16 protein-coding genes and 3 pseudogenes are annotated in these 18549 nt (G+C 72.3%); 11 read left to right on the forward strand and 8 right to left on the reverse strand.

Translation table 11 applies throughout. The annotated features are described in order from the left end of the window. The first annotated feature begins 107 nt into the window (after positions 1-107). The 5 genes and pseudogenes from ACLQ2V_RS15640 (at position 108) to ACLQ2V_RS15660 (ending at position 2190) form a co-directional block, all read left to right on the forward strand. Positions 108-629 (forward strand): 2'-5' RNA ligase family protein, encoded by a 522-nt coding sequence (locus tag ACLQ2V_RS15640; protein ID WP_425719191.1) that lies wholly within the window; start codon positions 108-110, stop codon positions 627-629. 61 nt (positions 630-690) lie between these two features. Further along, positions 691-930: pseudogene (locus ACLQ2V_RS15645) on the forward strand (transposase family protein); the annotation flags it as partial. 210 nt (positions 931-1140) lie between these two features. After that, positions 1141-1773: a DUF6461 domain-containing protein gene (locus ACLQ2V_RS15650; RefSeq protein ID WP_425719192.1), complete on the forward strand. Its 633-nt coding sequence runs from the start codon at positions 1141-1143 to the stop codon at positions 1771-1773. 24 nt (positions 1774-1797) lie between these two features. Beyond that, positions 1798-1884: pseudogene (locus ACLQ2V_RS15655) on the forward strand (IS5/IS1182 family transposase); the annotation flags it as partial. A 177-nt stretch (positions 1885-2061) separates the two neighbouring features. Then, positions 2062-2190: a hypothetical protein gene (locus ACLQ2V_RS15660; protein ID WP_425719193.1), complete on the forward strand. Its 129-nt coding sequence runs from the start codon at positions 2062-2064 to the stop codon at positions 2188-2190. A gap of 477 nt (positions 2191-2667) precedes the next feature. Here ACLQ2V_RS15660 and ACLQ2V_RS15665 read toward each other — a convergent pair whose 3' ends face one another. Further along, positions 2668-4926: a family 43 glycosylhydrolase gene (locus tag ACLQ2V_RS15665; protein WP_425719194.1), complete on the reverse strand. Its 2259-nt coding sequence runs from the start codon at positions 4924-4926 to the stop codon at positions 2668-2670. A 489-nt stretch (positions 4927-5415) separates the two neighbouring features. On the opposite strand from ACLQ2V_RS15665, the gene ACLQ2V_RS15670 reads away from it, so the two are divergent. The 6 genes from ACLQ2V_RS15670 (at position 5416) to ACLQ2V_RS15695 (ending at position 12901) form a co-directional block, all read left to right on the forward strand. Next, on the forward strand, positions 5416-6309 hold the full coding sequence (locus ACLQ2V_RS15670) for a hypothetical protein (RefSeq protein WP_425719220.1): 894 nt from the start codon (positions 5416-5418) through the stop codon (positions 6307-6309). 154 nt (positions 6310-6463) lie between these two features. Beyond that, complete coding sequence (locus ACLQ2V_RS15675) at positions 6464-8353, forward strand: ABC transporter ATP-binding protein (protein ID WP_425719195.1); 1890 nt, start codon at positions 6464-6466, stop codon at positions 8351-8353. Beyond that, the gene (locus ACLQ2V_RS15680) at positions 8350-10080 is read left to right on the forward strand and encodes an ABC transporter ATP-binding protein (protein ID WP_425719196.1); all 1731 of its coding nucleotides are present in this window, start codon (positions 8350-8352) and stop codon (positions 10078-10080) included. The genes ACLQ2V_RS15675 and ACLQ2V_RS15680 overlap by 4 nt, the downstream gene beginning before the upstream one ends. Positions 10081-10248: 168 nt before the next feature. Continuing rightward, positions 10249-10980, forward strand: a complete 732-nt coding sequence (locus ACLQ2V_RS15685) for a dienelactone hydrolase family protein (RefSeq protein ID WP_425719197.1) — start codon at positions 10249-10251, stop codon at positions 10978-10980. Positions 10981-11406: 426 nt separating this feature from the next. Next, positions 11407-12333: a DUF6528 family protein gene (locus tag ACLQ2V_RS15690; protein WP_425719198.1), complete on the forward strand. Its 927-nt coding sequence runs from the start codon at positions 11407-11409 to the stop codon at positions 12331-12333. A gap of 154 nt (positions 12334-12487) precedes the next feature. Further along, positions 12488-12901, forward strand: a complete 414-nt coding sequence (locus ACLQ2V_RS15695; protein WP_425719199.1) for a VOC family protein — start codon at positions 12488-12490, stop codon at positions 12899-12901. Between the two features lie 230 nt (positions 12902-13131). Here the strand turns inward: ACLQ2V_RS15695 and ACLQ2V_RS15700 are convergent, their stop codons facing one another. From ACLQ2V_RS15700 to ACLQ2V_RS15730, 7 genes and pseudogenes are all read right to left on the reverse strand, one after another. Further along, positions 13132-15435 (reverse strand): ATP-binding protein, encoded by a 2304-nt coding sequence (locus ACLQ2V_RS15700; protein WP_425719221.1) that lies wholly within the window; start codon positions 15433-15435, stop codon positions 13132-13134. Between the two features lie 8 nt (positions 15436-15443). After that, complete coding sequence (locus ACLQ2V_RS15705; RefSeq protein WP_425719200.1) at positions 15444-16055, reverse strand: DUF6879 family protein; 612 nt, start codon at positions 16053-16055, stop codon at positions 15444-15446. After that, on the reverse strand, positions 16048-16320 hold the full coding sequence (locus ACLQ2V_RS15710; RefSeq protein WP_425719201.1) for a hypothetical protein: 273 nt from the start codon (positions 16318-16320) through the stop codon (positions 16048-16050). Before ACLQ2V_RS15710 ends, ACLQ2V_RS15705 begins: the two co-directional genes overlap by 8 nt. A gap of 310 nt (positions 16321-16630) precedes the next feature. Beyond that, positions 16631-16936 (reverse strand): hypothetical protein, encoded by a 306-nt coding sequence (locus ACLQ2V_RS15715; RefSeq protein WP_425719202.1) that lies wholly within the window; start codon positions 16934-16936, stop codon positions 16631-16633. An 89-nt stretch (positions 16937-17025) separates the two neighbouring features. Next, a complete protein-coding gene (locus tag ACLQ2V_RS15720) occupies positions 17026-17442 on the reverse strand; it encodes a hypothetical protein (protein ID WP_425719203.1) in 417 nt (138 codons plus the stop codon). Between the two features lie 396 nt (positions 17443-17838). Then, the gene (locus ACLQ2V_RS15725; protein WP_425719204.1) at positions 17839-18189 is read right to left on the reverse strand and encodes a hypothetical protein; all 351 of its coding nucleotides are present in this window, start codon (positions 18187-18189) and stop codon (positions 17839-17841) included. Then, positions 18189-18549, reverse strand: a pseudogene (locus ACLQ2V_RS15730) (hypothetical protein); the annotation flags it as partial. The pseudogene ACLQ2V_RS15730 and the gene ACLQ2V_RS15725, both read right to left, overlap by 1 nt.

Raw genomic sequence — 18549 nt, forward strand, 5'->3', positions numbered from 1 at the left:
GCTTTTCATCATCGACCGCAGGGCGTTCGGGCGACCGGCACAACCGTACGCTGGAACACTCTCTGCGCCGGTCGGACGCCGGTCGCCGCCCCGGTTAGCCTGGCCCGATGCGCACCGTCGAGCTGGTCTGCTCCCCGCCACTGGAGGCCGCCGTCCGGGCCGCCTGGGACCGGCTCGCCGCCGCGGGGCTGCCGAGCCTCGCCCGCAACACCCACCCCACCAACCGCCCGCACCTCACCCTCGCCTCGGTCGACGAGTTCCCGCCCGGCGTGGGCGACCGGCTGGCCGCGCTGTTCGACCGGGCGCTGCCGGTGCCGGCGCGGCTCGACCGGGTCGCCGTCCTGGGCGGCAGCGCCCCGCTGGTCTGGCTGCTACGGCCGGAACCGGCGCTGACCGCCCTGCACGAGGCCGTCTGGGACGTCCTCGCCGACGCCGCCGGTCGGCTGCCCTGGCACGCGCCGGGGCGTTGGGTGCCGCACCTGAGCCTCGCGCTGCGCTTCCGCGACGCCGACCGCCGGCTGGCCCGCGCCGTGGTCGACGGCGACCGGCCGGCCGGCGCGTTCGTCGCGGCCCGCAGCTACGACGGCGACACCCGCACGGTCGGGCCGCTGCGGATCACCTGCGGCTAGCGACTCGTTGCGAACGGACCGGACGCGCGACGGCCACCGAGAAAGAGCCTCGGTGGCCGTCGCGGTTGGCAGCGTGCGCACGCCGTTCAAGCGGCGCCGCTTCCGGCCGGAGCTCTCACGCAGGCAGAGGGCCGTGAACCGGACCCACGCGAAGATCCGCGCCTGCGGCGAACGCGCGATCGCCACCCTCAAGACCTGGAAGCTCCTGGTCAAGCTGCGCTGCTGCCCACTCCGAGCCACCGCGATCGTCCAAGCCATCCTCGTCCTGTGCCACGTCGAAACGAACCGCTATGCAGGATGAGAATGGCTCAATGAAAAAGGACCAATGGCCGGCGGATGCCGAATCACCGGACGTCGATCGCGGCAGTGAGTACAGCCGCGCCGGTCGGGTGCTTGACCGCAGCGTTCCAGGCTCGGTCGCAAGGGCGGACCAGATCGCCGCGGTGGGGGTCACGAAGGCCCGGTGAAGACGCTACAGTCTGACGCTTTACCGACGCGGGGGTCAGAAGCCATGGATGAAATCGGTACGGCCGAAGCCCAGTTCGTCGCCGCTGTCGTCGATGAGGATCTGCTCGGCGAGATGGTCGGGATGGTGTTCGTGGAGGGCGTCGACCCGGCCACCGCGCTGACCCGGTTCGCGGCCCGGCCGGAGACGGTGAAGCAGCGCAGCCTCGACGAGTTCCTCGTCCTGGCCGGGGAGATCGTCGGTCATCTGGAACCGCGACCGATCGCGTTCGCCACGGCCCTGGCGGGGTGGACGATGGTGGTGGGCACCTACGAGGTCGCCGAGGATGACCGGGTAGTAGCCGTCTCCCGCGGGTGCCGGGCCGTGGGCGTCATGCGGCACGACTATGCGGCGTCACACTCGTTCTCCTACGCGGTCGACGGCGCTCTGATCACCGAGTTCCCGCCGGAGGCGGTGTGGCGGCGGTGGGGCGACGACCCCGACCGGCTGGCCGCCAGCATGGCGGCGGTCGGGTTGCCGCTCGACGCCGACGCCGACGCCGACGACGGGGGTCCGGACCGCCCGGTCGCGGCGGCGCTGCATCTGGCTGCCCGGATCGTCGGGCGGCTGCCGGCCCTCGCCGACCTGGCCGGCCCGCTACTGACCGCGGACCTGGACCTCAACCGGATGACACGATAGCCGCCCGTGATGGATGCTCCGGCGGCCCGCAGCAGCATCCGAACCCCGTTCAAACGGCACCGCTACCGGCCGAAACTCTCCGCCTGGCAGAAGGTCAACCGGGCCCACGCCCTCGGCCGGACCGCGGTGGTCGTCCGGGGTACGGACAACGAGGTCTACCGGGTCTTCGAGGCCGCCCCCGGCTCGGGCGCCTGGGGCGACTGGGCGCGGGTGAACGGCGAGACCAGTGACCCGGCGGCGACCGACCCGACGGTCGCGGCGGTCAGCAACAGCAGCGGCAATGGCTGAATGATCCTGTATCGCAACCTCAACGACGCCACCCGGGTGTACGACCGCCAGATCGGGCCGGCGCTGGCGGCGGCGATGCCGTCGAATGTTCGCTTCGAGGCGCACACTCTGCCGGCTCCACCGGCCTGATCCTCGGCACCACCCCGTGACCGGGGGCCTCGTCCGCGCGACGGAGGCCCCCGGTCACCGTCGTACCAGCGTCCTCGGATGGCGGTCAGCCCGCCCGCACCGGCGCTGACCGCCCTGCACGCGGCCGTTTGGGACGTCCTCGCCGACGCCGCCGGTCGGCTGCCCTGGCACGCGCCGGGCTGCGCTCACAGCGAGCGATCGAGGGAATCGGTGCCACCCGCGAGGGTGTCTTCCGCAACCATCGCATCCTGCGCGACGGCCACGTCCGGCACTCGATCTTCTACAGCGTCACCGCCGAGGAATGGCCAAGGGTGCGCCAGGCCCTTGAACCGTGACGAGTTCTATGTCGGTGCGGGGGGCTGCGCGATCGGCCGCGTTCGGCCAAACTGGGGCCGGGACTCTTCCTCTCCAGGAATCGAGGCCCGGGCGGACGGCCGGGGTGCCGCACCCACCCCGGCCGTCCGGCTCACACCTGCGTCAGCGGTAGAAGCGCAGGTAGTCGAATTCGGCGGTCACCGGCGGCTGCGCGCCGCCGTGCGCCACCAGGCCGATCCGGGGCGTCGTGTCGGCCGGGAAGGTCCACACCCCGCCCCACGTCCAGCGCCGGCCGTCGTGGCTGGAGCCGGCCCGGAACTCGTGCTCGCCGGTGACCGGGTCGACCCGGTGGGCCAACCGCAGCCAGGTGGTGGTGGCGGGAGCGCCGACGATGGTGCCGCCGTACACCGGCTGGCCGGCGAAGGGCAGCTCGTAGCCGTACTCGACCTGGCGGGTGTTCCAGATGGCGACCTGGGCGAGCCGGGCGAAGCGGTCGTCGTCGACGTACGCCACCAGGCCGGCCTGCTGGTAGTTGCGGACGGTCTCCTCGCCGAGGTCGAGGGTGACCTTCGTTTCCACCAGGTAGTCGCCGTTCGGGGCGTCGCGCAGCAGCACCCCGGCGGTGTTGCCGGTGCCGGTCAGGTCGGCGGCCTGCGTCGGCCAGCGCAGCGCGCCGCCGGAGACGGTGGCCGCCGGGTCCTGGCGCACCCAGCGCCAGCCGGCGTCGAGGCCGCCGTCGAACTCGTCGGACCACCGGCGCAGCGGCGCCCCGGCGCGGGGCTCCGGCGCCGCCCGCCGGGCCGGGGCGGCGAGCCGGGCGGCGCTGACGTTGTCGAACTCGGCGTCGCCGCCGGTGGCGGTCAGGGTGAGCCGGCCGGCGACCGGCCGGGCCAGCCGCAGCGACAGCGCGGCCGCCTGGTCGCCGAGCCGGGCCGGGCTCAGCTCCGCGATCAGCTCCCGCCCGCGTACCTCGACGGCGAGGTTGTGCCGGTCGGCGGCGGCGAGGCCAGCGGGCAGCGGCGCGCTGGCGCTCCGCGCGCCGTCGCGGGCGACCAGCCGCCCGGCGGCGGCATCCACCCGCACCGACACCCGGTCGCCGAGGGTCAGCCCGGCCGCGTCGGCGTCGGCGAGCCGCAGGTCGGCCTCCGCCCGCACGTCCCCACCGATCGGCGTACGACTGGTCAGCGCGCCGGTGCCGGTGAGCCGCCCGCCCGCGACCCGCCAGTCGCCGGCGGTGCGCCGCCAGCCGACCAGGTCGGCCGAGGCGAAGCGGTCGTCGAGCCGGGCGGTGGTCACCGGGGCGGGCCGGCGGCCGTCGGAGGGGCCGGCACCCGCGTTCACGGTCGGCCAGCCGTCGATCCAGTCCAGCCGGTCGAGCAGCATCGGCCGCTCGTTGATGCCGAACGGCTCGTCCAGGTACGGGTCGGCCCGGTCGATGCCGTGGTAGACGATCCAGTCCTGGCCGGCCAGGTCGGTGAGGAAGCCGTTGTGGCCGACGCCGATCCAGCGGTTGCCGTTCTGGGTGAGCACCGGCGTGCCGCCGGCGCGGGAGGCGTCCAGCCGCAGCCCGTCGCGGTCGACGAACGGCCCGCGCGGGCTGCGCGCCCGCCCCACCTGCACCGAGTAGCCGGTGGCCGGCCCGGCGCAGCAGTTCGCGGTGGAGGCGAAGAGGTAGTACCAGCCGTCGCGGCGCAGCACGTAGCTGCCCTCGAACTTGTTGTCGATCGCGACGGGCGTCGGCGCGCCGACCGCCCGCAGCCCGTCGGCGGAGAGCTCGGTGACCGAGATGCCGCCGTAGTAGCTGCCGTAGTAGAGGTACTTGCGCCCGTCGACGTCGGTGAACTGGGCCGGGTCGATGGTCCAGAGCCAGCCGCCGCCCGCGCCGGGGCGCGGGGACACCACCGGCTCCGGGGCGAAGGTCCACGGGCCGGTCGGGGTGGGCGCGGTGGCCGCCCCGACGGCGTAGTCCGAGCCCTCGGGGGAGACGGTGGTGTCGGTGACGGTCACGTACATGACGTACCGGCCGCCGACCCGGCGCACGTCGGGGGCCCAGTAGGCGGCGCCCTCGGCCGCGTACGGCGGGCGCTGGCCGGGGGCGAAGGCGTCGCCGACGAAGGCCCAGTGGACCAGGTCGGCCGAGCGGGCCGTGGGGACGCCGTGGAACGTCCCCTCGCCCTCGCGCAGCGGGTCGGTGGTGCCGTAGGCGTACCAGTAGCCGTCGTCGCCCCGGACGATCACCGGGTCGGCGAAGGTGTCGGCGAAGCCCGCCGAGACGGGGTTGCGGTAGCCGCCGCCGGTGTCGGCCGCCCGCTGCGTCACGGGCGCGACCTCGGGGCCGGCCACGGCGGGCGCGGCGGCCGTCGCGGCCAGGACGAGACCGAGTACGGCGGCGAGCGCGCCGGCGTGGCGGTGGTGTCGCATCGGACCTGCCTCGGAGGTGGGGGCGGGGGCGTCGGGGTACGGCGTCCGGCTCGTTTCTACAACGTTATAAACCACGATGTAAAGCCGCCGTACCGGTCTACCTGTCGACAAAGGACCGGGACGACGCCACCGTTCGGGCACTTCGGCACCCCAACCCATCAGGGGTTTAGTGGAGGATTGTTCGGTCTTGCCCGCCTCGCGGGGATTACGGTGCTTTCAGGTCAGCCGCACCCGATCATGTCGGAAGAGAGGGCCCCGACCATGCCAGTGCCCGGCCGAAGCTCCGGTCCCCCGTACGGCACGTCGGTGACGCCCGGCAGCCCGCCCACCCCCACCGCAGTGCCGTTCGGCCCGGCGGCCCCCGCCATCCCGATCGCGCCGACGGCCTCCGCCAGCGGGCTGTCGGTCACGCCGGCGGCCGACGTCGCGGACGCGCCGGTCGCGCCGGCGGTCGCCGCCGGGTCCGTCGACGGCGTCGCCGCCGCGCCCGTGCGGCGGGTGCCCCGGGGGGTGGCCCGCCGGCCCGCCCCGGACCTGGACGCCTACCGGGCGGCCGTGGCGGACCTGGTGGTCGAGGTCGGGGCGTTGGCCGACCCGGAGTCGGCGGGGGCCCGACAGGTGCTGCTCGACGAGCGGCTGCGTGAGCCGGCCATCGCCGCCGTGCTCGACGCCACCGCGCAGGGTTTCATCGGGGCCCGGGAGACGCTGCTGCTGGAGCTGTCCCGTCACCAGCCGAACCCGCGCACCGGCCTCCCCGACCTCACCGCCCTGGTCCGCAGCTACCTGCTCTCCCGCGTCGACGTGATGTGGTGGCGCGACGTCGCCCCCTTCATGACCGACGCGCAGGTCGACGCCAGTGCCGAACTGGTCGACCTGGAGTGGCTGCGTCGCCGCGACCTGCTCCGCTTCCGCTACCAGGAGCAGCCCGCCAGCCTCCTCGGCCGGGGCGCGCGGGCGCTGGGCCGGCGGCTGCTGCCCGACGCCCGGCCCCGCACCGCCGGGCTGCGGTTCCGCCGGGCCCGCCGGGAACTGGTCGGCCTGCTCAACGACCTCGGCCGCGAGTTCGCCCGCAGCGCCCCGCCCGGCACCCCGCCGCTGGAGGTGACCGCCCTGGTGCACAGCGCCGAGCACCAGCACCGGCTGCGCCGCCTCGGGTACGCCGCGCTGGTGCCCAGCGGCCACTGCCTCGGCTACGCCGTGGACGTGGAGCTGGCCTGGTTCGAGCGGTTCGACGCCCGCGACGCCCTGGCCGGCCTGCTGCTCGCCCGGCAACGGGCCGGTGAGCTCAACGTGGTCGACGAGGGGCCGGCCTGGCACCTCTGCCTCGCCCCCGCCGCCCGGCTGCGCTTCGCCACGGCGTACGAGGCCGAAATGGGGCGGTGAGCCCGAGCGCGGGGGTGCGACGCGGCGGATGGCGCGGGATCGGGCGCAACGGGTAAGAAATGGTCAGCGGGGCACAGACCTCGGCCGGTACCGTGACCCGGTGCCGCCACGGATCCCGCACCCCGACCCCGGAGTCCCGGACACCAGAGGGCCGATGAGGTTCATCTGGTGGCTGGTGCGCTGCCAGCCCTGGCGGGTGCTGCGGGGCAGCGCGTTCGGCACGGCCTGGATGATCGGGCTCGCGGTCCGCCCGTACCTGGTCTCCCGCGCCGTCGACGACGGACTGCGCGCCGGCGATACCGCCGCCCTGGTGTTCTGGGTCGCGGCGATCGTCCTCGCCGGCGGCGCCCTGGCGTGGCTCGGCATCATGCGGCACCGCACCATGACCTTCATCCGGGAGGACGCGAAGGCCCGCTCGGCGGCCGTGCTGCTGCGCCACCTGACCCGGCTCGGGGCGGTGCTGCCGAGGCGGCTCGCCACCGGGCAGGTGGCCACCGTGGGCAGCACCGACCTCGGCCACACGGCGGAGCTGCTGACCCTGACCGGGCCCGGGGTCGGCGCGATCCTCGCGTACGCGGTCATCGCCGTCGTGCTCTGGTCGGTGTCCCCGCTGCTGGCGGCGTGCGTGCTGCTGGGCGTGCCGGTGATCGCCGCCATCGTCTGGCCCCTGCTGCGCCGCCTGGAGCGGGCCGAGTCGGCCTACCGGCAGCAGCAGGGCGACCTCACCACCCGGGCCGGCGACATCGTGGCCGGGCTGCGCATCCTCGCCGGGGTCGGCGGCCGGGGCCTCTTCGCCAGCCGGTACGCCGCCGGGTCCCGGCGGCTGCTGACCGAGGGCTACCGGGTCGGCGCCGTCAACAGCTGGATCGACGGCGTGACGATCGGCATTCCCGGGCTGTTCCTCGCCGCCGTGGTGTGGCTCGGGGCCCGGATGACGGCCAGCGGCGAGATCACCGTCGGGCAGCTCGTCGCCGTCTACGGCTACGTGGCGATCCTCACCGTGCCGATCTGGTTCCTGCTCGGCAGCGGCTACCAGCTGATCCGGGGGCGGGTCGCCGCCGGCCGGATCGTCGCCCTGCTCCGGCTGACCCCCGACGACGCGACCGCCGCCCCGGTCGAGCCGACCGCCGCCCGGCAGGAGCCGGCAGCCGCGCCCCAGCCGGCCTCGTCGCCGGTGGTGCCCGCCGCCCGCCGGCCCGATGCCAGGGCCGCGCCGGCCGGCCCCGCCGACCTGCACGACCCGGCCACCGGCCTGACCGTGCCGGCCGGGCGGCTGGTCGGCGTCGCCGCCGCCGACCCCGCCGAGGCCGTCGCGCTCGCCGACCGGCTCGGCCGGTACGTTGCCAGCGGCGTCACGTGGGGCGGCGTGCCACTCACGGCGGTCCCGCTCGAGCAGGTACGCGCGCGGATCCTCGTCGCCGACCACGACTCCTACCTCTTCGCCGGCACCCTGCGCGACATCCTCCGCGCCGGCCGCACCGATGCCGCCCGCCCGGGTGCCAGGGGCGGCGTCGGACGCACCGATGTCGGTGGTGGCGACGGGCGCACCGATGTCGACGGCGGCGACGCGCGGCTGAGGGCGGGCCTGCGCGCCGCCTCCGCCGAGGACGTCGCCGACGCCCTGCCCGCCGGCCTGGACACCCCGCTCGGCACCCGCGCCCGCACCCTCTCCGGCGGCCAACGGCAACGGGTCCGGCTCGCCCGGGCGCTGCTGGCCGAACCGGAGGTGCTGATCCTGCTCGACCCCACCTCGGCCGTGGACGCGCACACCGAGGCCCGCATCGCCCAGCGGCTGCGCGCGGCGCGGGCCGGCCGGACCACGATCCTGCTCGGCACCTCGCCGCTGCTGCTCGGCCACGCCGACACCGTCGCCCACCTGCGTGACGGCCGGATCGTCGCCACCGGCACCCACGACGAGCTGCTCGACGGCGACCGGGGCTACCGGGCGCTGGTGGCCCGCGACGCGGCCGACGACCTCGACCCCGACGACCTCGACCGGGCCGACCTTGACCCGTCCGCCGGGGCCGAGGGGGTGCGGCGGTGAGCGCCCTGCCGGTCGCGGGCCGGGCCACCGTACGCCGGGCGACGGTCGACCTGCTCCGCCGCGACCGACGGGCGGTCGCCCTGACCCTGGGGCTGCACGTCGCCGCCACGGTGGCCGGGCTGGCCTCGCCGTGGCTGCTCGGCCGCATCGTCGACCAGGTCGGCGCGGGCGCTCCCGTGAGCACGGTGGACCGGCTGGCGCTGGCGATCACCGGCTGCGTGCTGGCCCAGGCGCTGCTGTCCCGCTACGCCCGGTACGTCGGGCACCGGTTCGGCGAGCGCGCGGTGGCCCACCTGCGGGAGGAGTTCGTCCGGCGCACCCTCGCCCTGCCCGTCTCCGTCGTCGAACGGGCCGGCTCCGGGGACCTCGCCACCCGCAGCTCCGTCGACGTGTCGACCGTCGGCACCACCGTCCGCGACGTGGTGCCGACGATGGTCGTCGCGTCGGCGCAGTTGCTGCTGCTCTTCGGGGCGGTCTTCCTGCTACACCCGGTGCTCGGCCTGGTCGCCCTGGCGGGGCTGCCGTCGATCGCGGCGGTCACCCGCTGGTACCTGCGCCGCGCCAGCCCCGCCTACCTGACCGAGGGTGCCACCACCGCCGAGCTGACCGAGACGCTGACGACCACCGCCGAGGGCGCCCGCACCGTGGAGGCGCTGCGGCTGGCCGACGAGCGGATCGGGCACGGCACCGGGCGCATCGCCGAAGTGTGGCAGTCCCGCCGCCGGACCCTGGCGCTGCGCACGGTGTTCTTCACCGTGGTGGAGGCCAGCTACGCGCTGCCGGTGGCCGCCGTGCTGCTCGGCGGCGGCTACCTGCTGTCGCGGGGCACGGTGTCGCTGGGCGCGGTGGTCGCCGCCGCGCTCTACCTGCAACAGGCCATCGACCCGCTGGACCGGGTCCTGCTCTGGACCGAGCAGGCCCAGCGCGGCATCGCCTCGTACGCCCGGGTGCTCGGCGTCGGTCAGGTGCCGCCGGAACCGCCCGGCACCGCCGGGGTGCCGCCGGGGCAGCGGCTCGTCGTGCGCGGGGCGCGCTTCGCGTACGACGGCGGCCGCGACGTGCTGCACGGCATCGACCTGGAGGTACGCCCCGGCGAGCGACTGGCCGTCGTCGGCCCCTCGGGGGCCGGCAAGTCCACGCTGGCCCGGCTCCTCGCCGGCATCGACGCCCCCCGCGAGGGCGAGGTGAGCATCGGCGGCCATCGGATCACCGAGCTGGACCCGGCCGAGCGGCGTCGCCGGATCGCCCTGATCACCCAGGAACACCACGTCTTCATCGGCTCGCTCCGCGACAACCTCGCCTTCGCCGCGCCCGACGCCTCCGACGAGCGGATGCGGGCCGCGCTGGCCACGGTGGGCGCCGACTGGTACGCCGACCTGCCCGACGGCCTGGACACGGCGATCGGCGACGGGGCCCGGCAGCTCGGCGCGGCCGAGGCGCAGCAGCTCGCCCTGGCCCGACTGGTGCTCGCCGACCCGCACACGCTGATCCTGGACGAGGCGACCGCCGCGCTGGACCCGACCACCGCCCGGCGCACCGAACGGGCCCTCGCGGCGGTGCTCACCGGGCGGACCGTCATCGCCATCGCGCACCGGCTCAACACGGCGCACGACGCCGACCGGGTGGCGGTGCTGGAAGACGGCCGGATCACCGAGCTGGGCAGCCACGACGAGCTGGTCCGCGCCGGCGGGGCGTACGCGGCCCTGTGGCGCTCCTGGCACCATTGACCGCCCGAAGCGCGCCGGGGCATGGGTGAAGCCCTTGCTGATACGCTCGGCGTCGTTCTGCTGCGAGCTGAGGAGGTGAGACCGATCAACGCTGTGACAGGTCGGGACTCCCTCGCTCGGATGGCCTAGGGAGTGCCCGAAGAAGGCATCCCGAAAGGCTCGAACGCTATGCGCTTCACCGCTGAGACGTCGTCCGACGGCGTCACCGAACAGCTCTTCACCCTCGGCGAGATTCCCGGCGTGCTCTGGACGCCGGAAGGTGCCGCCGGGGCTCGTCCGCTCATCCTCATCGGCCACGGCGGCGGTCAACACAAGACGGCCCCCGGCGTCGTTTTCCGGGCGCGCCGCTTCGTAGCCGAGTGCGGTTTCGCGGTGGCGGCGGTCGACGTACCGGGCCACGGCGACCGGCCGAAGGTCGAGCAGTACCACCGCATCGTCACCGAGAACCAGGCGCGCGTGGACGCCGGTGCGAAGTTGGCTCCGCTGCTCGCCGCCTTCCAGGCGCTCGTGGCCCGCCAGACCGTCCCGGAATGGCAGGCGGTCCTGGACGCGGTCCAGCAACTCGAGCACGTCGGCGCTGGCCCGGTGGGGTACTGGGGCGTGTCGTTGGGGTGCGGGCTCGGCGTTCCCTTCGTCGCCGCCGAACCCCGGGTCCGCGCGGCGGTGCTGGGTCTGGGCGGGGCGCTGGCGTCGGCCGAGGCCGCTGCGCGGATCACGGTCCCGGTGGAGTTCCTGCTGCAGTGGGACGACGAGCGGGTGCCGAGGGCCCAGGGCCTGGCGCTCTTCGACGCCTTCGGCTCGGCCGAGAAGACGCTGCACGCCAACCCCGGCAAGCACGTGGAACTGCCGGCATTCGAGCTGGACAGCGCGCTACGGTTCTTCGCCCGGCACCTCGGCTGACACACGCCGACCGCCGACCGCAGTTCGCTGACCGCACTTCGCCGACCGCGCCGATCGGGACCAGTTCCCGATCGGCGCGTGCCGTATACACCGGTCGGCTCGGCGCTGCGGTCGAGCAGATCTGGGCCGACCACGGTGCGACCTTGGGCTCGAAGGATCCGGTCGCCGCCCGCAGCCGATGACGCAGCCGATGACGCAGCCGTCGCGCCGGGGTGCGTGCCCGGCACCGGCCCTGGCTGGCGTGCGGGTGCGGGCCGGCCCGCTGTCACCTATTTAGCAGGATAATTGCCGGCTCGTGACCAGCTGCCTACGCTCGGGCACCATCAGGCGCGGTGCGGGCCGGCATTCCGCAGGTCGCACCCGTCAACGCCCCGACGGGGCACGCCACACGGGAGGTTCATGGCGATGATGCGATCGGCAGACAGGATGCGACGGCGGTGGCGCGCGATCGGCGCAACCCTCGCCGCGGCGACGGTGGGCATGGTGGGAGTGTTGGTCGCGCCGACCGGCGCGCAGGCGGCCAGCGACCGGGTCGCGGTGGTCGACCAACGGTACGGGGTCAGGATCTTCAGCGCCGGCGCCAGCCGGTGGACGGCCGGTTCGGCCCTGTGGTCGTGGAAGCGGCCCGCCGGCAGCGGCTGGAAGAACCTCTCCGAGGTCAAGTTCCGCAAGCAGGGCTCGCGGTACGTGGTCCTGGTGGCCGCCTCCGGCGGCCGGGCCGGGATCGTCGACTACTCCACCCGCAAGCTGCGGCGCCAGTTCGTCCCGGGCGGCAACCCGCACGCCATCGAGCTGCTGCCCACCGGCGCTGCCGTGGTCGCCTCCTCGGACCCCGGCAAGCTCACCCTCTACGGCAAGGGCCGGACCAGCCCGGCCGCCACGAAGTCGTTCGCCAAGGCGCACGCCGTCTACTGGGACAGCACCATCAAGCGCCTCTGGGCGGCCGGCGGCACCCGGCTCTGCAGCTACAAGGTGAGCGGCACGGCCACCTCGCCCAGGCTCACCAACGCCGCCTGCCGGTCGGTCACCGGGAACGTGCACGACCTGTCACCGATCTACGGCAGCCCCGCCGGCTTGTGGATGAGCAACACCAGGCACGTCTACCAGTACGACATCAACCGCAACCAGTTCTGGCGGGCCCCGGGGAGCATCGACACGAACAAGATCAAGAGTGTCGGTAACCACTCCGGCGGGCTGGTCTTCACCACCCGGGTCGTCGGCAAGAACGGCGACGGCACCTACGGCCACGGCAACGTCTGGCTGTACCAGCTCAACGGTTCCTACGTCGGCAACCGCTACCTCGCCGGGGCGGCGATCTACAAGGCCCGGCCGGTGGTCTGGAGCTACCGGTAGCGTCCGGCCTCAGACGCGGATTGTTGCGGTTGGTGGCTGGCGGCACGCTGCTTGAGATGCCGTCCGCCTCGGTTTACCATCTCCGCGAGGTGTCATCGCGTCTGGCCGCAACGACGTTGTGGTGATGGAGGTGGCACAACGTCAAGGAACGACAATGTCCGCATCACTGCATCACATGATCATTCCGGTGTCTGATCGTGACGCTGCCGCCCGCTACTTCGTGGAGCTGCTCGACCTGCGCGAGCCCTGGGAGAACGGCTTCTTCCAGTCGGTGCAACTCGATGATCTGGTTGTCATCAACTTCGCGGCTCCGCCGGTCAAGGTGCAGCCCCAGCACTACGCCTTCCTGGTGAGCGACGGGCTCTTCGACCGCATCAAATCGCGCTTCGACAGCGAAGGTACGCCGTACACGGCCGACCCGCCCGGTAAGCGGCCTCTTGAGGTCGGCGAGGTCAACCGCGACGGAACCGGCCGACGACTGTATTTTCTGGGCCCCGACGGGCACATGCTCGAAGTGCTGACCGCCCGCTACAACGACGTGCCGCAGCGATCTCGCCCAAGCACCTGAGCCCGTTACCGGCACCCGATCCACGGCAGTGAAGGGCGGGGGAGCAGGCTTCTGCCCCCCGCCTCACCGCGCCTGCCACCCACTCGGGCTGCGTCGAGTCCGCCATCGATCCTGGTCGACGACCAAGTGTTGCGGAATGCCGGCACCGGCGTACTCGTTGCGCTTCGCCACCGGTTGGCAGGTATGTGTCGTGTGGAGCAGGGAAGACGTGGCCGTTCCGCTCGGCGGGATCAGTCCCTTCCGGCAGCTTCGAGGCGGTCACGCAGGGCGGCGGCCCGGGCGTCGTCGAATGTGGCGAGCAGGGCCAGCGCCTCCCGCCGGGGCACGTCCGCCTCCTCGGCCCGGTCCGCGTCGACGAGGGCGGCAGCCAGGTGATCCAGGGCCACCGCCAACTGCCAGGCGTCTCCGAGTTGCCGGTGGGCGGCGGCCGCGCGCAGGTGGAAGGCCACCGCCTCGTCAGGTTGACCCAGTTCCCGGTACGCCTCGCCCGCGCCGTCGAGCGCCATCGCCTCGCGGCTGCGATCGCCGAGTCGGCGCTGGATCGTGGCCGCCCGGTGCACCGCCTCCAATGCCTCGGCCGGGCGCCCCCGGGCGCGCAGCACCCGTGCGTACTCGACCAGCCAGTGCGCCAGCCACACCGGGCTCCCGGCGTCCTCGGCGACGGTGACCGCTCGCTCGATGGCATCCGCGGCCTCGTCGATGCGACCGAGTTCTCGCAGCGTCATGCTGAGGAAGAACAGCGAGTTGCCCTCCTGCCCCCGGTCGTCGATCTTCCGTTGCACGGTGAGTGCGCGATCCAGCAGCGCGGCGGCGAGGGCCAGCTCACCGAGTTCGTAACGGGTCTCCGCGAGGTTGCTGAGCAGCAGGGCCTGCCACCGCTGGTTCCCGATCCGCTCGAATCGCGTCAGGCTGTCGGTGAAGTGGGTGAGCGCGTCGGTGAGGCGGCGATGGCGCAGCCCCAGCAGCCCGAGGGCGTTCACCGACACCGCCGTGCCGTGCTCGTCCCCGATGCTCTGCCGAATCGCCAGCGCAGCCCGGTGGTACCTGACCGCCTCGTCGAGTTGACGGGCCTGGAAGTGGGCCTTGCCGAGGCTCTCCAGGGCCTCCGCCTCGCCGCGCCGATCGCCCAGCGTGCGAGCCGCAGCCAGCCCGACCCGAGCGGTGGTGAACCAACCATCGAAGGCGTTGCGGTGCATGAAGACGCTGCGCAGGATCGTGGCGAGTTGCCAGGCTGTGCGTGGCGCGTCGGCCTCGATGCCCGCGGCGGCCTGGGTGACGGCGATCAGGTTCTCGCGTTCGCCGTCAAACCAGGCGTCCGCGTCGGTGGAGCCGACGAAGGTCAGCGGTGTGACATCGGTCGGCGGGTCCAAAGGCACGGTCCGATTGAACGGTAGTGTCCGCGCCAGCGCGGCGTCGGCAGTGTGCAGATACCAATCCAGTACGCGACGCAGCGCGTCACGGCGTTCCTGCTCGTCCTCGAATTGCCGTGCCTGGTCGATGGCGTATGCGCGCAACAGGTCGTGCAGGTGGTAACGCCCAGGTGCGTGCTGTTCCACGAGGTGCGCGGTGACGAGCGCATCGAGTGGTTGGCGCACCCGAGCGGCTGGCGCCCCGGCCAGCGCGGCGGCGGCCTGCGCGCTGATGTCGGGGCCGGGGTGCAACCCGAGCAGCCGGAACAATCGGGCCTCGGTCGCGCCCAACCCTCGGTAGGACCAGGCAAAGACCGTCCGCACCGCGTCGGACTCTTCGTCCTCCTCGGCGGTGAGCGCGTCCCACAGGGCCGATTCGTCGCGCAAGTCCCGGATGAGTTCACCGAGCGGCATGAACGGCCGGCTCGCGGCCCGCTCGGCGGCGATCCGCAGGGCAAGCGGCAGCCGGGCGCAGAGCCCTGCCAGCTCGACCAGTTCGGCGGGGTCGTCGTCGCGGCGGTAATCGGTGGTGACGTTGCGTAGGAGTGCGACCGCGTCGTCCTCGGTCAGCATGGGGACAGTGAGCCGTCGGCCGCCGTCGCGGGTGACCAGGCCGGACAGCATGCTCCGGCTGGTGACGATGGTCAGGCAGGTGTCCGTTCCGGGCAGCAGTGGACGCACCTGTCGGGCGGTGGCCGCGTTGTCGAGGACCAGCAGCACCTGCCGCTCGGCCAGCCTGGACCGGTACAGGGCTTCCCGATCCTCAAAGTCGGCGGGAATGCTGGCGGGTGGCACCCCGAGGGCCCGCAGGAACCGATCGAGTACCACCTCCGGGCGAGTCGGTTCGCCGGGATCGTATCCCCGCAGGTTGGCGTAGAGCTGCCCTTCGGGGAACCGATGCCGGATCCGATGCGCCCAGCGCAGGGCGAGGGAGGTCTTGCCGACCCCGGCAGTGCCACTGATCACCGAGAGGGTTACGCGGCCGCCATCTCCTTGGCGGCCATCGTGACCGGTCAACCGGTCGAGGGCGAGGAGTTCCTCGACCCGGTTGACGAAACCACGCACGTCGGCGGGGAGCTGTCGCGGCGGCGGATCATGGTCGGCCTCGCTCCGGTGGAAGAGCATCACTCACGTCATCCGATCCGTGGCGGCTCCAGGGGTGCCACCACGCGGGCGAAGAACTCGTCGAGCGGTTCGCCGTCGCGGTAGAGCGACTCGATGTACGCCTGGCAGCGTGCCACCAATTCCGGGTCGAGCCAGCGGCGGGCCGCAGCCAGCACACCGTCGGCGTCGTAGATCGCCTCGTACATGACCTGGGTGCCGAGGGTGTAGATCTCCGGCAGGACGCCCGTCGCCTCGGCGCTGGCGACCCTGGCCGAGTCCACCACACGGGTCAGGCCGCCGTACTCGTGGCGCAGCCGCAGCACGTGCAGTTCCCACTGCATGTAGGGCGTGAGGGGCTCGTCGACGACGCGTACCCGTCGGGTGGCGAAGCCGTTCTCGGCGACCCGTCGGTAGTAGTCAGCGAACTCGCCACGACGCGCGTCCAAGATGCGCAGCGAGTCCTCCCAGCGACCGTCGGCGAAGGCTTGCCAGCCCTCGTCACCGGGCTCCTTGAAGGTCTGCTGCCGTTCCAGCTTCCAGAAGCCCGGGGCTGCCGTCTTCCAGAATCGGTCCTCGAAGTCCGCCCAGTATTCCTCCAGGTCGAGCCGCTCTCCGGGATCCCCGCCGAGAAGGTCATGCATCGGGAATGTCCGCCTTTGCAGCGATCATGGTTGATCGGGGAACGATGACAAGCCGTTCGCCGGGGTCGATGGACACGCCCTGCGGGAGGCGGCTGAGGTATTCCTCGGTGGCGTCCTGCCCGATCATCGCCACGTCACCGTTGCTCAGTTCCCAGATGTCGGGGCAGCTCCCGTCGCCGGAGGTGTTGCCCAGCTCGTGCGACGACTTGCCCCAGCGGCGAGTGAGTTCGGCGGAGATGTCTGCTTCCCAACGTCGTCCACTCATACCGACCTCCGTGTGGGGACTACACATGGAACGCTGAACGTAGTGTCGAGTGGACTGAGGCCACAGCCGACTGGCTGTCGTGTTTCCGACAGCGGGTTAATTCAGGGGAAAGAGCGGAGCCGGTCGGTGCCGGGGCGGCGCAAAGTGCCGATGATGTACGACGCCCACAGCCAGGCCAGCCGGGCGGCCTCCGGTCAGGTTATCGGCGCGACACGCGCCCAGGGCCGCTCAGCCGGACACCGGACGGTGCCGGAATTTCCGCATCCCGCCACGCAACAGCGGCCGCTCGGGCAGGCAACTGGCGTCGCTCCTACGGGTCGACGCGGGTCAGTTGGCCGGTGCGTTCGTCGAAGTACTCGACGTGGCAGCGGCCCGAAAGCTCCGTGGCGAGCCGCCGGGCCAACTCGTAGCCGCTGGCGTAGAACTCCGCCTCCTGGCTGGCGCTGGTGAACCCCGACGCCGCCGGATCGTCCGGATCCAGGGTGTCGTCGTACGCCTGCGCCCAACGCAGCAGGGCACTCGCCAGGTCGTCCGAGATCGACAGCTCGCGGGGGTCGATGTTGCCGGGCCCGGAGGTGCCGGTCAGCCAGGTCGGGAAGCTCTCGTAGTCCGCCATGACCCGCACGGTCGCAACGCTAGCGTCCAACTGGGTTCGCCCCCACCTTCCGTGTCTGCCGTGCCGGCAGTCGATGAGAACCGTGAGAGTCAGGGGCGTGATGGGGCCGAGGGCCGGTGGTAGCCGAGAATGCGCATCGCTTCCTTGCCCGCCACACGAAGGTCATCGACCCGGAGATCAGGCACTTGATAGCCCTTTGCCCGGATGGAGGCGAGGAAGTCATCAGGAAGCCGTACGTGGTAGGTGGCCACGTAGAACCGCAGGTCGTCGCGCCAGATCCATTCACCGTCGGTCATGATCGAGGCACCACCGACAAGGCGTTGACCGCTGCCCAGGACATCCGGTTCCGCGCCCATCACGTCGATCAGGCCGTGCCCGTCGTGCAGGTACCGGGTCACCCGATCGGTGTCGGGTAGTGGCTCCGGAGCCAGGTGAGCACGGATGCTGTCGGCGTAGACCTCGACCGGTTCCGGGCCGAGTTCCCGGAAGAATCCCACTGTCCTCATCGGTAACCTGCTTGTCGATAGGGGCTACGTGATCAACCGATAGTTGGGGAGGCCACGTCCACGTTCTTCGGCCGGCGCTTCGAGGGAGCGTGCGGCGACCCCCTCCGGGATTGGCGCCCTGGATAGATGAATGCCCTCCAGGCAGCTGTCACACCAGAACGAGGCGTAACCGTATCGAGATCCTGGTGGCGCGGTGAAGACGAGGCGCAGCGTCCGGTGGGCACAGTTCGGGCATTGCAGGTCCGATGTTGCTGGCAGGGTGCGGTAGACAATGTCATACGCCTCCAGCCACTCATCGAAGGTCGCCATCAACGCGCTCCGACCTCGCGCCGACCGACATTCAAGGTGAGCCGATCGGCGTTTGGGTAACGGTGGTGTCGCCTGCGCCATCCACCGTTACGGCGTCGACGGTGCCGGCCCGGCGGGACCGAAAAGGCCCGCCATGTACGTGGCATCCACCAGCTCCTGAAGGTGGCGGATGACACCCGCCTTCTCGTCGGTGTCGGGTAGTTGCTGCTCTCCGGCTGCGACCAGGCCGCCACGCCAGTGGCTGACGACTTCCCGTTGCACCGGTTCGGGCAGGTCGTGGAGCCACAGCGACCCGAGGTTGTTGTCGACGATTTCCTGAAGGCGGTCTGCCTCCCGCTTGTCGGACAGGCGGGAGATCAGGAACTCCAGCGTCCAGTCGAACAGGCCTCCTGTTGCCGTCCAGTCGACCCCGGGCCTCAACACGATGATGCCGGCCATCACTTCCCCACGATGAATACGCGCGGACCGAGGCGTCGGTCCGCGATGAACTGTTCGACCCTTGCGATCTGCTCCGCCGAGAACCTGGAGACGTCGACCGGCACGAGGTCAGCTTTGCCCAGGTGACGCTCGATCTGGTACTGAAGTTGAGGCCACTGCCGTTCGAAGAACTGGCTCGGGAAGTTGCCGACAGCATCATATGTGCGTCCTGCACCGTCCACCCAGTCGGCGGAAGAGCCCGCTGGAGCACGCGTCAACGTGACGCTGACCTGCTGCTCTACTCTAACAACTCCTAACTCTTTGAGTGTTGGAGTCGGCGCCAGCAGATGATGGCGCAGGCGAGGGTGAGGAAGGCTTCGT

The organism is Micromonospora sp. DT233 (genome assembly GCF_049841815.1).
GTDB lineage: Bacteria > Actinomycetota > Actinomycetes > Mycobacteriales > Micromonosporaceae > Micromonospora.

What these genes read in the sequence shown, in the direction of transcription:
- ACLQ2V_RS15665 (WP_425719194.1), bottom strand. Translation starts at nt 4,926, where the DNA reads ATGCGACACCACCGCCACGCCGGCGCGCTCGCCGCCGTACTCGGTCTC.
- ACLQ2V_RS15700 (WP_425719221.1), bottom strand. Translation starts at nt 15,435, where the DNA reads ATGCTCTTCCACCGGAGCGAGGCCGACCATGATCCGCCGCCGCGACAG.
- ACLQ2V_RS15720 (WP_425719203.1), bottom strand. Translation starts at nt 17,442, where the DNA reads ATGAGGACAGTGGGATTCTTCCGGGAACTCGGCCCGGAACCGGTCGAG.
- ACLQ2V_RS15710 (WP_425719201.1), bottom strand. Translation starts at nt 16,320, where the DNA reads ATGAGTGGACGACGTTGGGAAGCAGACATCTCCGCCGAACTCACTCGC.
- ACLQ2V_RS15690 (WP_425719198.1), top strand. Translation starts at nt 11,407, where the DNA reads ATGCGACGGCGGTGGCGCGCGATCGGCGCAACCCTCGCCGCGGCGACG.
- ACLQ2V_RS15715 (WP_425719202.1), bottom strand. Translation starts at nt 16,936, where the DNA reads ATGGCGGACTACGAGAGCTTCCCGACCTGGCTGACCGGCACCTCCGGG.
- ACLQ2V_RS15725 (WP_425719204.1), bottom strand. Translation starts at nt 18,189, where the DNA reads ATGGCCGGCATCATCGTGTTGAGGCCCGGGGTCGACTGGACGGCAACA.
- ACLQ2V_RS15685 (WP_425719197.1), top strand. Translation starts at nt 10,249, where the DNA reads ATGCGCTTCACCGCTGAGACGTCGTCCGACGGCGTCACCGAACAGCTC.
- ACLQ2V_RS15675 (WP_425719195.1), top strand. Translation starts at nt 6,464, where the DNA reads ATGAGGTTCATCTGGTGGCTGGTGCGCTGCCAGCCCTGGCGGGTGCTG.
- ACLQ2V_RS15640 (WP_425719191.1), top strand. Translation starts at nt 108, where the DNA reads ATGCGCACCGTCGAGCTGGTCTGCTCCCCGCCACTGGAGGCCGCCGTC.
- ACLQ2V_RS15695 (WP_425719199.1), top strand. Translation starts at nt 12,488, where the DNA reads ATGTCCGCATCACTGCATCACATGATCATTCCGGTGTCTGATCGTGAC.
- ACLQ2V_RS15705 (WP_425719200.1), bottom strand. Translation starts at nt 16,055, where the DNA reads ATGCATGACCTTCTCGGCGGGGATCCCGGAGAGCGGCTCGACCTGGAG.
- ACLQ2V_RS15660 (WP_425719193.1), top strand. Translation starts at nt 2,062, where the DNA reads ATGATCCTGTATCGCAACCTCAACGACGCCACCCGGGTGTACGACCGC.
- ACLQ2V_RS15650 (WP_425719192.1), top strand. Translation starts at nt 1,141, where the DNA reads ATGGATGAAATCGGTACGGCCGAAGCCCAGTTCGTCGCCGCTGTCGTC.